Source organism: Algoriphagus boritolerans DSM 17298 = JCM 18970 (genome assembly GCF_900108085.1).
GTDB lineage: Bacteria > Bacteroidota > Bacteroidia > Cytophagales > Cyclobacteriaceae > Algoriphagus > Algoriphagus boritolerans.
Window position 1 is genome coordinate 48470 of sequence record NZ_FNVR01000023.1, and the last position, 16870, is coordinate 65339.

General features: G+C 36.5%; 8 protein-coding genes. All 8 read left to right on the forward strand.

Features of this window, described 5'->3' with window-relative positions:
* The first annotated feature begins 14 nt into the window (after nucleotides 1–14).
* On the forward strand, nucleotides 15–446 hold the full coding sequence (locus C4S61_RS22095; RefSeq protein WP_262495024.1) for a restriction endonuclease subunit S: 432 nt from the start codon (nucleotides 15–17) through the stop codon (nucleotides 444–446).
* On the forward strand, nucleotides 447–3350 hold the full coding sequence (locus tag C4S61_RS16525; protein ID WP_103925906.1) for an AAA family ATPase: 2904 nt from the start codon (nucleotides 447–449) through the stop codon (nucleotides 3348–3350). It begins immediately after the preceding gene.
* A 1-nt stretch (nucleotide 3351) separates the two neighbouring features.
* On the forward strand, nucleotides 3352–6369 hold the full coding sequence (locus tag C4S61_RS16530; RefSeq protein WP_103925907.1) for a type I restriction endonuclease subunit R: 3018 nt from the start codon (nucleotides 3352–3354) through the stop codon (nucleotides 6367–6369).
* A gap of 128 nt (nucleotides 6370–6497) precedes the next feature.
* A complete protein-coding gene (locus C4S61_RS16535; protein WP_235010055.1) occupies nucleotides 6498–7589 on the forward strand; it encodes a PDDEXK nuclease domain-containing protein in 1092 nt (363 codons plus the stop codon).
* Nucleotides 7589–9667, forward strand: coding sequence for a Piwi domain-containing protein (locus C4S61_RS16540; protein WP_103925908.1), 2079 nt, complete (start codon nucleotides 7589–7591; stop codon nucleotides 9665–9667). Before C4S61_RS16535 ends, C4S61_RS16540 begins: the two co-directional genes overlap by 1 nt.
* Nucleotides 9668–9692: 25 nt before the next feature.
* On the forward strand, nucleotides 9693–14288 hold the full coding sequence (locus C4S61_RS16545; protein ID WP_103925909.1) for a sacsin N-terminal ATP-binding-like domain-containing protein: 4596 nt from the start codon (nucleotides 9693–9695) through the stop codon (nucleotides 14286–14288).
* Nucleotides 14275–16542 (forward strand): PIN domain-containing protein, encoded by a 2268-nt coding sequence (locus tag C4S61_RS16550; protein ID WP_103925910.1) that lies wholly within the window; start codon nucleotides 14275–14277, stop codon nucleotides 16540–16542. Before C4S61_RS16545 ends, C4S61_RS16550 begins: the two co-directional genes overlap by 14 nt.
* Before the next feature lie 64 nt (nucleotides 16543–16606).
* A partial coding sequence (gene tnpA, locus C4S61_RS16555; protein WP_103925911.1) for an IS66 family insertion sequence element accessory protein TnpA occupies nucleotides 16607–16870 on the forward strand: 264 nt, incomplete at its 3' end.

Sequence of the window (16870 nt, forward strand, 5' to 3'; positions counted from 1 at the left end):
GCTATAGACAAACACTGAATGAATGGGGATATTCTGTAAGTAAGGAATTTCCAAAAGGCACTCTTTGTCTGACCATTGCAGCAAATGTGGGTGATGTGGCAATTCTCAATTTTAATGCTTGCTTTCCTGATAGTATTGTGGGGATTGTGCCAAATGAAGAAATTGATTTGGATTTCCTTTTCTATGCCTTAAAAGCTCTAAAAGCCAAATTTCTTTCGGAGGCAACTCTGACTACTCAATATAACTTAAATGTTGACAGGATTGGTCCAATAAAAATACCTATTCCTCCAATTGGAGAACAGAAGGAAATCGTTTTGAATTTGGAGGCTGATACTGCGACCATTGATAAAGCAATAAGCAAAGCCGAACGTGAAATTGAATTAATCAGAGAACATAAAGAAGCAATGATTGCAGAGGCTGTGATGGGAAAAAGAAAAGTAAAATAGATGAAATACTATTTCAAAAAATTTGCAAAGCAGAAAATACAAAGTGAAGCAGACGAGTTTGTTTGGCTTCTCTATTTTGTGTATTGCAGCTTGATGGATATAGAAGCTCATGGTGGCGAAATTTGGGAACATCTTAAAAGGAGAATCAAGGACTTCAACTTCGATAAACGAACAGTGACCCGAATAAAAAATGTTTCAACTTTTCTTCTACGTAATTTGGGCGATGATATAAGTACAGCATTCAATTCTCCGGTTTCTAAAATCAAAATGATTCAGGTAAAAGATTTCAGAGGGTTTGGTTCGGGATTTAATGGAGATTGTAAAGGGGTTTGTATTGATTTTGATTCTAACAACACAATTTTTTATGGTCCAAATGGGAGTGGAAAATCGTCATTGTGTGATGCTTTAGAATATAAACTAACTGGTCAGGTAAGAGAAGCTATTCGAAGAAATAGAAGAATTTCTGATTATATAAAAAGAATAGGTTCAACAGCCAATCCTTCTTTGTCCATTTCGTTTGTTGATGATGCAATTGATGGGGAAAGGCTTTCCGAAAGCGAAAAAAATTATTATTCACAAGCATTCATTGAGAAAAACAGGATTCAGGAGTTCAGTTTGTTCGGTTCAAAAGATACTGGCATTAAAAAAGAACAAATTCTTTCGATTTTAATAGGGATGGATGATTTATCCAACCTTGCAAAAGCATTTGTGCAACCGACAGCGTTTAGAACAAATTTATTGTCATTCAAGAGAAGTGTGGTTGCAAATAAAATAGCTTCTTTAAATGCAGCTAACGTCAGCAACACTACTCTTAAAAAAGAGCATGAAGAAACAATCAATGCAGAGAAAACAAAAGCCGACACAATTTTAGCAAAAACAAATGCAACGATTGCCGATTTGGACGCAGAGCTTTTGAAACTAGACGAGGCAATACAGGCAACCAATGCTGATACGCTTTCGCTTTCTTCTGTTACAGTCCATTCACATACGCAACAGGATTTTGAAACAGCTATACAAACCCTTGAAAGCAATTTGCAAAAGTTTGATGAGTTGAATACAGCACTTATAGCTGCAAAAACAGATTTGAGTTTTTCAAATCTTTATACTGCAATTCAAGAGCTACAAACTACTGTTACTGATTCATGTCCTGCATGTGATACACCACTTGCAAGTGTAACAAAGAATCCATTTACAAAGGCAGCTGAAGAATTAGCTAAACTTCAAGGTATTAAAGAGCAGGAAGCTGAATTTATTGCACATAAAACACTTGTTGAGCAAAATCTCAAATCGCTTGAGAGCTTACATAACTACCTTAATCTTAACAGAACCACAATAACAATACTTAACGGACTTATTCCAAGCGGTACGCCTTTACACACAGCATCACCTCAATATTCTCTATCAGATAGAAATCAGATAGACACTACCGTTTCAGCAATAAGAACTCAATTATCAACTATATCTAATTATTTTAATGAAGTAGATTCTTTGCAACAAAGACAGTCTCATAAGCAAATCACCATTAATGCCAACAATGAGAAAGTTTCAGAATTTAATAGGAAAAAAAGGGCTGTTGAATCAATTAAAACCAATTGGGAAAATGCACAAACAAAATTAGATACAGTCAACCTTGCCTTAGGGACTTACATGACAGATTTAGGCGAACTCAATACTGAAAAGGTTGTTGAAGACACTTACAATTCGTTCATTGATTCCCTGGTTACCGCTTACACTTCCTTCTACACCCAACTTCAAACTTTTAAGGATACAGAATTTCAAACAAGATTTGGGAAACTGGAGAGTGAGATTGCAGGATTTTATAGACAAATAAACAAACATGATGCAGAACATGACGCTGTGAGTTTATTTAAAATCAATAATAGTGATTCTGACTATAAAATTGAGTTTCAGGTAAAAGGGTCAACAGTTTTAGAGGATGCTTCAATTAAATTCAGTGAAGGTCATTTAAGGTCTTTAGGCTTGTCAATATTACTTGCAAATGCAAAAATCAACAACCTGCCGTTTATAATTTTTGACGATGTAGTTAACGCAATTGATTCAGACCATCGGGCTAATATTATTGAAATGATGGTTAACGATTCTTATTTAAAAAATACGCAGCAAGTGGTTTCCACTCATGACAGGTTGTATTGGGAACGATTCAGTGTCGAAAATCAAAGGGGGCAGTTTAAAAGTTATATTTTGAAATGTTCAATGCAAGGTGTGGTTCATTACCATTACAAATTAGATTTCAAAGAGAAAATACAAAATGCACTTGACCACTTTGATATTCGACAAGCCTTGTTATATAGCCGTATTTGGTTTGAGACAATAGCCAAACAGTATTGCATGGAGAACAATATTCAGCTCACTGGAACTTTAAAGCCGAATGAATTTCATGTCGCAATTGAACCATCGTTAGGCTCAATTTATCGAGTGCTAAAAGAAAAGCTAACGGATAACGAGCATTTAAAAGTTTTGCATACTGATGAAATAAACTACAAGGGAATAAATCAAGAACATCACTCATTTGATGAATTTAATTTCAATTTCATTCATTCAAGAACAAGCACGGAAGTTCAAAAAATATTTGAAGCAGTTACAGGGTTAGACGATGATATTCAATTTTTGAAAAACCATGATACTATTTTAACTAATCTACTAAAATCGTATAAAGAATGTTGTGATAAACTTAAAACACTCAATGCAAGAATGCCAATTCACATTCAAAACGGAATTATTCAAAAACACGATGAAATATTAAAGCAGTTGAGGGATTTTCCAACAAGGATGACAAAACTAAAAATTGAGACATCATTAATTCAGTTGGCAGAGGGCAAAATAAAGAAAGTGCTTATTGGCAATATAGTTTCAGCATTGATGAAAAAAAATGGAATGATATAAAATGAAAACAGATACATCAGAAAAAGGATTAGAAGCACTTATTGCAACGTATCTCTGCGATACGATTGCCGGTAATTCATTTCAACTTCGCCATCATGCCCAGTACAATCGTGTTGAGTGTGTTGATGAAGAATTGTTTTTTGGATTTTTAGAAGCAACACAGGAAAAAGCAGTACAAAAATTGCAGGCTATTCATGGCAGCAATTACAGAAGTAAAGTGTTGTACCGCCTCAATAGTCAAATCAAATTGCTGGGCATTATCGAGGTTTTGCGTAAAGGAATTACTGACAATAATATAAAGCTGAAATTGTTTTATGATAAACCCGTTTCTAACCTCAACCAGCAAGACACTGAACTCTACAATAAGAATATATTCTCTGTAACCCGACAGGTGCATTACAGCACACAAAATGAAAATAGCCTCGATATGGTTATTTTCATCAATGGCTTACCCATCATCACTTTTGAATTAAAGAATGAGCTTACCAAGCAGAATGTAAAAGATGCTATCAAACAATACAAAACAAGCAGAGATAGCAAAGAAGAACTGTTTCGCCTCGGCAGATGCATGGTGCACTTTGCCGTAGATACAGAGCAGGTTTGGATGACCACTCACTTAAAAAATGGCAGCACATATTTTCTGCCCTTCAATAAAGGACATAATAATGGAGCAGGTAATCCCCCCAATTCATCGGGCATTAAAACTGACTACTTGTGGAAGGAAATATTGACTAAAGACAGCCTTACCAATATCATTCAGAATTATGTGCAGTTGTTTGAAGAGGAAGTAGAGAAGATATTGCCTGATGGTAAAATCAAAAAGGAGAAAGTCAAGAAACTCATATTTCCTCGTTATCATCAGTTGTTTGCAGTAAACAGTCTGTTGCAAAATGCAAAACTAAATGGGGTAGGCCGCAGATACCTTATTCAACATTCCGCTGGTTCAGGTAAAAGTAACTCAATCAGCTGGCTGGCTCACCAGTTAGTAGGTTTATTTGATAACTCAAATACCAATACAGTATTTGATACGGTCATTGTAGTTACCGACCGCAAAGTACTGGATGCTCAGATACGGAATAACATCAAACAATTTGAGCAGGTAAAAGGGGTTGTAGAAGCCATTACCGAAGGTAGTAAGCAGCTAAAAACTGCCTTAGAAGAAGGCAAGAAGATAATTATTACGACTATTCAGAAGTTTCCCTACATCGTTAATGAAATTGGAGAGTTGCCGGGCAACAAGTTTGCTATCATCATTGATGAAGCACATAGTAGCCAAAGTGGTAATACTGCTGGTAAGCTCAATGAAACCCTGGCCAAAGATTTTGAAAAAGTACAAGTGGATGGTGATGAATACATTTTTGTGGACAAAGACCAGTATGATGAACTTACTTCTGAAGATTTGGTGGTAGATATTGTAAAAGGCAGGAAGATGCTGACCAATGCCAGCTACTTCGCCTTTACTGCCACTCCTAAGAACAAAACACTGGAATTGTTTGGTGAGAAGTTTAACGATAACGGTAAAGAAAAATTCAGGGCTTTTCATTTATACTCAATGAAGCAAGCCATTGAAGAAAACTTCATTCGGGATGTGCTGGAAAATTATACTACCTACCAAAGTTTTTATGGGTTATACAAACGCATTGAAGATGATCCACTGTTCGATAAAGTAAAGGCACAAAAGAAATTACGCATCTATGTAGAAAGCCATGACCTGGCTATTGAGAAGAAAACTGCCATCATGATTGAACACTTCATGGATTCGGTGATTAAGCGAAAAAAAATAAATGGTTTGGCAAAAGCGATGCTGGTTACCAGCAGCCGTAAAAATGCAGTTAAGTATAAAAAAGCATTCGATAGATATCTTGCAGATACGGGAAACCCTTTCAAAGCTATTGTTGCATTTTCAGGTGAAATAGGCGGGCAAACCGAAGCCTCATTGAATGGCTTTTCAAGTTCAGCAATACCAGATGAGTTTAAGAAATCAGAGTATCGCTTTCTTATCGTTGCCAACAAATACCAAACAGGGTTCGACCAGCCACTATTACATACAATGTATGTTGATAAGAAATTGGGAGGTGTAAATGCTGTTCAAACCCTTTCAAGACTGAACAGAACCACGGCTGGTAAAACAGATACATTCGTATTAGACTTTGCAAACAAGGCAGAAGACATCAAAAAGTCTTTCGACCCATTCTACGAAACCACGATTTTGGGTGAGGCAACAGACCCTAATAAACTATTCGACCTGCAATCGGCTTTAGATGCTTTTCAGGTTTACACACCCGAACAAGTGCAGGAGTTTTCACAACGCCTAATTGCCAATGTTCCGGTTGATCAGTTACACAGCATTTTGGATGCCGCTGCCGAAGTTTTCAGAAGCCACTTGAACGAAGAACAGCAAGAAGATTTCCGTGCCAAATGCAAAACGTTTGTTCGTCTCTATGTTTTCCTTGCTCAAATAGTTCCTTTTATCAACCCATATCTGGAAAGGCTATACCTATTCTTAAACCATTTACAGAATAAGTTAGGCCGTCAGAAGGAGGAAGATTTAGCACAAGGCATTTTGGATAACATAGACATGGAGAACCTTCGATATCAATTAGAGGCAACCACCAATATTGCACTTGAGCAGGGTGAGGAATTAAAACCTATCCCCACTGAAATGAGAGGTGGAGTTGCCGAACCTGAAATGGAGTACTTGTCAAACATTGTAAAAGCATTTAATGACAGATTTGGTACTGCCTTTACCAATGAAGATAAGGTGAAGAAAATGACAGAAGATTTAATGCAAGATGTAGCCAATGATAGTGAGTTTGTTAATGCTTTCCAGCACTCAGACACCCAAAATGCAAGGATTACATTTGAAGATGTACTAAAGCGGAAACTAATAGACCACATCGAGACCAATTTCGAGGTATTCAAGGAGTATAATGATAACAAGGAGTTCAGGGATTTCTTTGCCGGAACCATGTTCCAGATAATGCAGAGAGATTTTATGAAGTTCAATGCCAATAAGTAAGCGTTAAAAAAATAAGTAATTTAAAATGAGTGATACACCACAACATAACGACATCATATTTTACAACACCCCCACCGGTGATGTGAAAGATGTAAATGGCAACTGCTCGAAAAATTCGAGTAGTTCATTTGTTCAACTATTTCCATTTTGGAAACAGTTCAGTGGGGTGGCGGCCAATAGTAAAAACCTGCAATAAAAAACACACCATGCAGTTAAAACAAGAACTCATACAGCAAATACAGTCCATCATTGCTACGGCAAAAGAAAGGGCAATCCGTTCGGTAGATACTGAACGGGTATTGATGTATTGGCAAATTGGGCAGGTAATACAGGAAGAAGAGCAGCAGGGCAAAGAACGGGCAGGCTATGGAGAGTTTCTGATTAAGTCATTGTCCGAAACCCTGCAACCCCAGTTTGGCAGCGGATTTTCTGTACGGCAGTTGGAAATGTGCCGCCAGTTTTACCGCACTTTTCCAAATACGAACGCACTGCGTTCGCAATTCAGCTGGACACACTACCGTACACTGATACGCATTGAAAATCAAGACAAAAGAGAGTTTTACATAGCCGAAGCAGCCAAAAATAACTGGACTGCCCGGCAACTGGAACGGCAGGTAAACAGCCAACTTTTTGAAAGGTTGCTCCTGAGCAATGATGTAAAGGAGGTGCTGGCCGTAGCAAGGGATGAAAAGCAACCCTCCGATGCCAAAGAAATCATCAAAGATCCTATGGTACTGGAGTTTTTGGGTTTAAAGAGGGAGGCGGCTTATTACGAGAAAGATTTGGAAGCGGCCATCATAACCCATTTGCAGGAATTTTTACTGGAAATAGGCAACGGATTTTCATTTGTTGCAAGGCAAAAACGCATACACATAGAAGGCGATGAATTTTCTATTGACCTGGTATTTTACAACAGGCTGCTGCAATGTTTTGTACTGTTTGAAATAAAAACCACCAAGCTCACCCATCAGGATATTGGGCAGTTGCAGATGTATGTAAACTATTACGACCGTTTTGAAAAACAGGAATTTGAAAATCCTACCATCGGCATTTTATTATGTGCCGATAAAAACGATGCAGTGGTAAAAATTACACTGCCAGAAAACAATAAAACCATTATAGCCAGCAAATACCAATTGTATTTGCCAACTGAACAGCAGTTGATTGATGAAGTGAAAAAGGAAATCGAAAAATTAGACCATGATAAAATGAACGAATAATGCAGCAAGAATTACTCTTAAATATCATTCCTTTCAATCCTCCGGCAGGTAAACAAACTTTTGCATTCTACAGGCAGAAGCAGCCTGGCTTTTATCCGGTGTTTAAGGGTGATCTGCAAGGGCTTCTTGATGATAAGCTGTCTGCATTAGAATTGCTGGAGTTAGAAAAGCTGTACACCGATTTTCAGCCACCCAGAGAAGGTGCAATACTGTTGGATATTGATTTATCTGTAAGCACCCGATTTGCCAATCATTACTATCGTTACCTTATTAGAAAACACTTTGAAGGCATTGCTGACATCATGCACCAGGACTTTACCAGCGAAACAGAAGTATGGTTTCACAGTCCTGAGAAAAGCACTGCCAAATACAAAGTGTACAATCAGTTTACGCTTAAAGTCCAATATGGTAGGGTAACAGATAAACCCGAGTTAGTACTTTCTTATGATGGCACTACCAAAGTATTTGCAAAGCCCGTTTCAGAGATTTACAACTTCAATACCAACCTGTACAACTGGGTAGTTTGTAATGGCGTTATCTACAAATGGAAATTCAGACCGCAGGAAGTAATCAACCAGCCGCAGAACTGTTACCCTATTCTGAGCAATGAACTAAAACCACATCTGGAGATTGCTTTTGATGTGCCGGACTTAAAAAACCGTTACCCTAAGTACTTGAACATTCTGCATGATTTTTACACCAAGTATCTGAATACGCCAGCCTTCCGCAAAATCATTCCTATAACCGAAGAAGGTTTTTATCGGCCACAGGTAGAGCAATACCGTGTCATTAGTTCAAGTTCGAATGATTTGTTGTATGCCGGTGGCAGAACAGGTAAAGAACCAAAGAAAGATTTTAAGTCAAAAGGTCCTTACCAATTGCCGCAGAAGCCCAGCAACTTCAAATTCTTTTTCATTTATCAAAAGGCAGACAAAGCCACTGCTGTAACTGAGCTATACAGGTATCTGCATAGTGGATGGAAAGACGACCGTTTTCCATTCCCAAAAATGCAGGACTACATCAAAGTGCCTTTTGAGTTAGACATTACAAAGAATGTAGAGTTTGAAAGCGTTGAAAATGCAGTAGCCGATGTTCGCAATGCGGTAAAGAACGCAGACTGGCTTCCCGACACGCAATACATGGCACTCTTTGTAAACCCTGTGCCCAAATTAGAGAAAGACGAAACCCGGAAGAACATTTACTATAAGATCAAAGAAATCCTCTTGTATGAAGGTGTGCTTTCGCAGGTAATCAAAAGTGAACACCTGTATAAAAACGGAAAGCCTAATTCATACTTCAACACGTTCCTGCCACACATAGAAATTGCCATGCTGGCAAAATTAGGTGGTGTGCCCTGGAGGCTGAACAGGCCAACCAACAATGAGCTTATTGTGGGCGTTGGTGCATTCTATTCTGTTACCCGTAAATCAAGATTTGTAGGGTCAGCTTTCTGCTTTAATAATGAGGGCATCTTCAAAGGCTTTGACTGCTTCAAGGGTGATGATACCATAAGTCTTGCAGGTTCCATCAGGGAGGCAGTAGCGAAGTTCATTGCAGTAAATTATACCGCTTCACGGTTGGTTATTCACTTCTACAAAGACATTGGTAAAAAAGAATTAGAACCCAACCTGCGAACCTTGCACACCTTGGGCTTGAATATACCTGTGATAGTTGTTACCATCAATAAAACAGAAAGCAAGGAGTTGTTGGGCTTTGATGTAAGCGATGCGGAGAACCTGATGCCTTACAGTGGCACAATTGTAAAAGTGGGCAAGTCTGAATACCTGTTGTTCAACAATACCCGGTACGATGCAACCTCAAAGCCAGCACAAAAGGAATATCACTTTCCGGTGAAGATTGCTTTATCCTCAACTGTAGAAGGCATGTTGGATGATATGAATTTGGTGGAGCAGCTAATTGACCAGGTATATCAGTTCAGCCGTATGTACTGGAAAAGCACCAATCAACGGAGTTTACCTGTTACCATCAAATACCCTGAAATGGTAGCCGAGATTTACCCCTATTTCCAACACGACAAACTACCTGACTTCGGGAAGGAGAGTTTGTGGTTTTTGTAAAAATTCTTAATTCCCATTCATAAGTATGCAATTAAAGTTACCGAAGCCAAATCACGAGTATAAAGCAATCCTAAAGGATTACTGGGGCGTTGATATAGATAAGGATGAATTAATTGGGAAATATGCTCCATCTAAAAACGGCACACAAGGTTTTTTTACTAATTGTACGACTATTGAAGGTAAACCGTTGAAATATCCGGAGGATAAATTTCCTTTACGCATTCTGATATGGGCAAATCCTCTTAAAATACTGAAATCGGGAGGGTCATACAAGTTTAAAGTTCAGTTTGCAGCAATAGATAAGAGAATACAATTAAATCCTTTTTTATTAGTAACTCAAAGGGATTGCGTTATTTCACTTGATGGTACAAATGGGTTGGAAAAGAATCAACCATTAAATGGTAGTGTAGATTCAAAACATATTTCAAGTTTAGATTCTGTCATTAATGATATTTATAATGAAAAGCTCAATCAAATCAATCCGTTTAATGTAATTGACATAGCTGAGGCAGTGGAGGCTTTGGCAATTGATATCTATTCGGAAAATAAAAGATTCATCTATGAGTTAATTCAAAATGCCGATGATGCGGCAGTAGTAGATCAATCAGAATTGATGATTGAAGTAAAATCTGGTTTTGTTGTTTTGTCGCACAATGGTAAACCATTTGACGAAAGAGATTTGAGGGGTTTATGTGGCATTGGCAGAGGAACAAAGAGAGATGATGAAGCTAAGACAGGATATAAAGGGATTGGTTTCAAATCAGTTTTTGGCCAGCAGGATGGATTGGTATATGTAAAAACAAATGATCTGTTATTTAGATTTGATAGGAACCACATACTACAAAATGGATGGAACCCAAAATGGGGCATTCAGAAAAACTGGGAAAAAACTAATCAAACAAAATTTAAATCTCCGTGGCAGCTAATTCCGATATTATCTGATTCTACAAACAATACTGATGTTGATCAGATATTAAAATCTGAGAAATTTACTGTAAAAACAGCAATTAAAATACGAGATGAAAGCGAATTGGCACGTGATATTAATGAACTTTTTTCAGATGCACGATTCCTTTTATTCCTGCGTAAAATACACAAGGTTACATTAGTTCATGGTAATCATAAATTGTGCATCAAAAAGGAATCTGATGATGATATTCCTGGCATACTTTCTCTCTATAAGAATGACATTAATATTTCCAATTGGTATTTAAGAACAGGTAGTTACTCTATTCCACCAGACATAAAGAAGGAATTACAGGAGGACATTAAGTCACCAAAAAAGTTGCAGGAAATGATTCGTGCAGAATTATCCTTTGCATTTAAATTAGAGGCCGATCTAAAGTCCATAAGTTTATTGCCCAGCAACGAAAGCTGCATTTTCACATACCTTCCTACATCTGTAACTGAGTTTGGATTCCCGTTTCTTGTAAATAGTAATTTCTTAGTGGATGCGGGTAGAGAGAAATTGCATAAGGACAGAATATGGAACAAATGGCTTTTCAAAGTTATTGGTTTGGAGTTAGTGAAATGTTGTGCTGAATTTGCAGCATCTGTCGATTTCAAACGAGACTATCTAAAAATATTATTAAGCGACTATTTGCCTGAATCCGACCCACTAAAAAAATGGTTTAATGAAGGTTTGAAGATTGGGTTAGAAAAAGTAGCTTTCATTTTAAATAATGATAACCAGCTTGTAAAAATTTCGGACATAATAATTGACGAAGTTGGATTATTAACAAGAAATATTATACCAAATCAGTATATAAAAGAGTTTGTCTGTACTAACTACTCTTTGCCTGGAATTACAGAGCAGAATGTTTTACAAATTTTTCCCGGCTCTGAAAAGCTGAAGCATTATGGGGCAAAGACCCTCTCTCAATCTGACTTGAAAAAATTTCTTCAGTCAGACCTTTTTCTTTCTAACCACCAAATAGATTACAATCATAATTTAATAAATTACTTAAGACAGCTTGATGTCAACGATTTAAGTGGAGAGTGGAATTATATAATCCGGAATAATACATTTATATATACGAATGAAAAGGAGCTTGAAAAAATACCTTTAGTATGTTTTCCTGTTGCAACATTTGTAACTGATTTTGGAACGGAGAATACTCTTATTGACCAAGAACTCTACAATTCTTTTTCAGAGGATTCAGTCATTATAGATTGGTTAAAAACCTTTGGGGTTAAAGAGCCTTCTGAAATAGCATACTTGGAAAAGGAAATAATAGGTAAGATTGAATCTTGCATTAACGAAGATAATTTCCTTGATGTTACCGAGTTTATTTTAAGATTACATGCAGCAAAGGAAATTGAGGAAGCACACTATAATGGCCTAAGAGATTTGCTGCTGAAAACAAATAACGGTTGGGCCAAAGCAAAGGATTGTTTTTTGCCCGCAGCATATAATCCTGTTATTGATTTTTCCGCAAATATCAATGGTCTGACTACAGTTTCGACAGAGTATATTGGCAGGTATAATGCTTATGAATGGAAAACCCTATTTATCGCAATTGATGTCGCAGATGATATAAATATACTTACCAATTATAAAATACAAAATACTGATGATGAATTTGGTGGTCCGTTCTTTACCGCTGCTGTTGCATATGGGAAAGAGGGCCACACATATCCCCACTTGGTGAATACCAACCTTCCTCAGAACTATCCAGCATATATTACTTATTTCTCTTTTCTTACAAAAACAACTCAGTTTAAATTTTCCTCAATTTTTTGGGAGAGATTGATTTCAAAATATAGCCTTTCAATTGAGCCCAATTTGACAATGTATAATAGTCATGGTCCCAACCGTGAAGCAAGGGTTTATAAATTAAATTCAACAGTGCTTAAATCAATTGACTTAATGCGTTGGGGTCACTTTGAAAGTAATAGAGTTTGCATTCCTTCATTTATATTCTGGCATCTAAAGTCAAAACAATGTATTCCTACAAATAAAAAAACATGTCTTTTGGCTTCTGATGTTTTTGCCAATTCTGAAAAGATAATTGAATTGGGTGGAGAGTACATTCCAATTATCCAGGTTCCTAAAGTTCTTTCTAAAGAGTGGATACATTTAATTGGTTTGAAATCAAAATTGACATTAACAGATATGCTAAACATACTGTCTTCAATTAACAATGACACGAATGAGAAGGGATATTTTAAAAGAGACAATATTAGGAGAGTAGGATTATTGTATAATGAAATTATTAATGGTCTAAATGAATTAACAATTCAGGAAGAAAAGGAAATCAAAGATTGGGCGAAAAAAAGTAAATTCTTATGTAATGATTTTGTTTCGAGAAAAAACTCGGAAGTAATTTGGCTGCGAATTGAAGGTTTTAATGAATATAACGATAAAATACCGTCCATTTTAATTCCTAAGAATGTAACGGTAAATGATAAAGTAGAAAAGTTGTTTTCATTATTTGGGATTCCGATAGTTGACAAATGTGATTATAAAGTACAAGAGGAAAAGGAAGATGTAAAACTATCAATCAAAATATTAGAATTTCTGCCAGCACTGTCATTAATACTTCGTTCAAGAATGAAGATTAAGGACGAAGAAGAGTATCTCAACAAAGCGTATAAAAGTGTTGAAAATTTCAAGTTCTACATTTGCAAAGAGATTCTTTTGATTTTAAATTATGGGGATATTGAAATTAAAGGTTCAAGTGTAAAATATTATTTATCAGACAAAGGGTTTTATTTTACCAATAGTTGGCAAAATCCACTTGAACGATTTAATATATCACATTATTTTGCATCCTTCTTAAAGTGTAATGGATTGGAACAGGAAATCCAATTACTCTTGGAGCTTTCTGATTATCAAGTACACGAGTATCTTGAATCAGTCGGCCTCAGTTTAGAAATGCTTAAGTCCTTGCCCATTTATGCCTCAATTCAGGAAAAAGTTATTTCTCTAAAAGAATCGATTCGCCCAAGAAAGTCAAGCCAAGCTAATTCATCAGCTGAATTTGGTAGCTCCGTAGAAGAAGACAATTCAGCAAAAGAGAATAATCAGGATGCTGGCCCAAAAAAGGACAAGGATGAAACAGAATATGATTTCATCAAAGAGGTTGAAAACTTTATTAGTTCCGAGTTAGAGAATACTGAATGGGCTGAACACATTCCGGAATTGAAAAATATTTTGGAACTTTCTAAGAGCCACCCAAAGGAAAAGCAGAAATTATACAATTTGATAGCGAAGTTGAAGTTAGCTAAGGCGACAATAATTCAATTTGATACAGCAGACAAGGACTATAACCAGTTAATAAACGGTAATGAAAAGTATTTTGTACATAGTGCAAGAGGTTCATTTGCGTATATACATACGAATGAAATCTTACGAATGCGAGATGAAGGGTTTAAAATGGCGTTGGATTTTAGCTCAAAAACACCAATAAAAATATACCAAACAGCTGAAGAAATATTGAGTCTGAACACAAATCATTTGCTTGCATATCAATATGAAAAAACAATTGACGATTTATTTGATTTCTGCGAACATAATCTAGATGCAAATAAACACCTGCTTGTGATTGATAGGGATAATTCCCGAGATAAATCAAATGACATATTTAAACTACTAAACCCCGAAGATGATTATCAATAATAGCAAGCACATAAATCTTATTCAAGATGAATTAACCTTTCAAACGAATGAGTTTGAAAAGTTACTCAGAAAGCAAGCTGCTAAAATGTTTGTAGATGGTCAACTGTACTTATGCCGTTACCAGGGGTTTGACGAAGCAAGGGGTAATCTGATTGTTAAGTTTGATCATAAGATATGTTTACCTCCAAGGAAAAATGAACACTTTCAGTGTTTTGTTTCCGAGATGCAGAGTGATGCGGTGAGAAATTGGGGCGGTTTAACCTACAAAGATTTAAGAACAAAAGTTACAGCACAATTTGAATCAAGAACGGTTTTCTTCACTTATGAAAAGGGTCATTCCATTGTTGGCTTGTCCGGTGTAAAAGTGGAAGATGTCGAAAAGTATCAAAAGGATGCATTGGTATTTTTAGCACCCACTGATCCACCACTGAATTATCTTTTGAATCTTCTTAATTTCTTAAGGGAAACACCTGCAAATTCAAGTGAGATATTGTCCTTAGATATTAATTCCGCAAAATGGAACCCAATACCATTAGTTGTAGATGAGAACATAGTAACAAAAATTCAAACAGAGTTAATTCAGAATGAAATAATTATCATACAGGGACCACCCGGTACAGGTAAAACATATCTAATGGCACAGCTTTGTAGTGCCTTTTTGAAAACAGATTATAGGATTTTAGTAACTGCACTAACCAACAGGGCTTTAGTTGAATTGGCGGAAAAAGAGCATCTGAAAACAGGATTAGCGGAAGGTAAAATATTTAAATCAGCTTTGACTGCGGATGAATCCAAGAACAAGAAAATAAAAGGCATTAAGCCATTTAAAAGCCTTAGTCAGCAAAAGCCTCAAATGTTATTGTCAACCTATTACGTTATGTCTCAGATTGCTTCAAAGGCAATGGTTGATGATCATTTTGATTATATTATTATCGAGGAAGCAAGTCAGGCGTTTTTATCAACGATTGCATTAGCAAGAAAGCTGGGTACAAAATGTATAATTATTGGCGACATAAAACAACTTGAGCCAATATTCCATAAGGAATATGCACCTGAAGATATTAATAATTACCACTGGATGGTATGTGGCCTAAAAGCGATAAGTTATTATTTGCCGAATACAAAGCAATACATACTTACTGATTCATACCGGCTAACACAAAACAGTGTTGATGCAACTAACTCGTTTTATTCCGGGATGTTAAAGAGCAAATCAGAAGCTCAACTTCCACTGAATTTTAGTCAATTTCCATTGTTAAAAAATACATTTCAGGATAATGGAGGTACTTCATTAAAAATATTTGAATTACCAGATGGTCGAATACCTTCTGGGGAGTGCTCTAAATTTATTGTTGACTTGGTTAATGATTTAAAGCAATATAATGCTAAAGCAGAAATCGCTGTATTGGCATTTAATCGGGATACTGTTCGATTTCTACAAAAAGAGATTTTTTCTAAGTGCTCAAATACAGAGGATGTATTGGTAGAAACTATCGACAGAATACAAGGCTTAACAACAGACTTCTGTATTTTCTTCATACCAACGGAAAGCATTCCGTTTGCGTTACAAGCGAACCGTTTTAATGTGGCGACTTCGAGAGCTAAACTATCTACAGTTATTATTACAGATGAAAATATCCACTCATTTTATCCACTTATTAATAATGATGTAAAAACCTATCTACAGAAAACAAAGCAAGTTTTTTCGCCAGATCATCAAACAACAACAACACCAGAGAATGATAGTTCTGAAAAGGGAACTCAGGACAAAGTCGGCATCAAAGTAGTTGGGAAAATAGACCTTTCAAAGTTTGAAAAGCCAAAAAAGGAAATAGTCAATGACAAACAGAATATTTACATCATCGACACAAATGTATTCGTTGACCAACCCGATATAATATCAAAAATTGACCACAAATACAGTATTGTACTTTCTGCAAAAGTCATTGACGAATTGGATTACTTAAAAATGTCATTGACCGAAGAACAAAAAAGAAACGTTCAAAAGGCTTTGAGACTTATAAACGAGAGTATTGACAAGCGGGGTATTAAGATGGATACAGCTGATTTATCATTACTTCCAAACGACTTTAATAAGAAGTCACCCGATAATTTTATTCTTTCAGTTGCCTTAAGATACAAAAGTGAAAATCCTATACTGCTTACTTCGGATAACGCATTGCAGATAAAAGCAAAAGGCTTGGGCATAACTACAATTACACTGAAGGCATTTTTGAATCAAGGAAAATATTGATCATCCGTATCCCTCCGACGAATTGCATCTTGATGCGCTTTGAATTCTGAGCTAAAGTTGCGGGATGAAAAAGACGAGTATAGAAACCTATTATGAGCTGTTTTACAGATGGCAGCGATCCGGATTGAGTAAAGCAGCTTTTGCCGATCGAGAGGGGATTTCAAAAGTGAGTTTTTATGCTTGGTGCAAAAAGTTTGAAACCAAGACCGATTCCCAGGATGCTTCCACCGGTTTTACCAGAATCGAACTGGCTGAGTCCGCTTCTCAGGCAGCGGTGGCCAAGATCAGCTATCCAAGCGGAGTCAGTGTGGAGCTGTTTGGGTCTTTT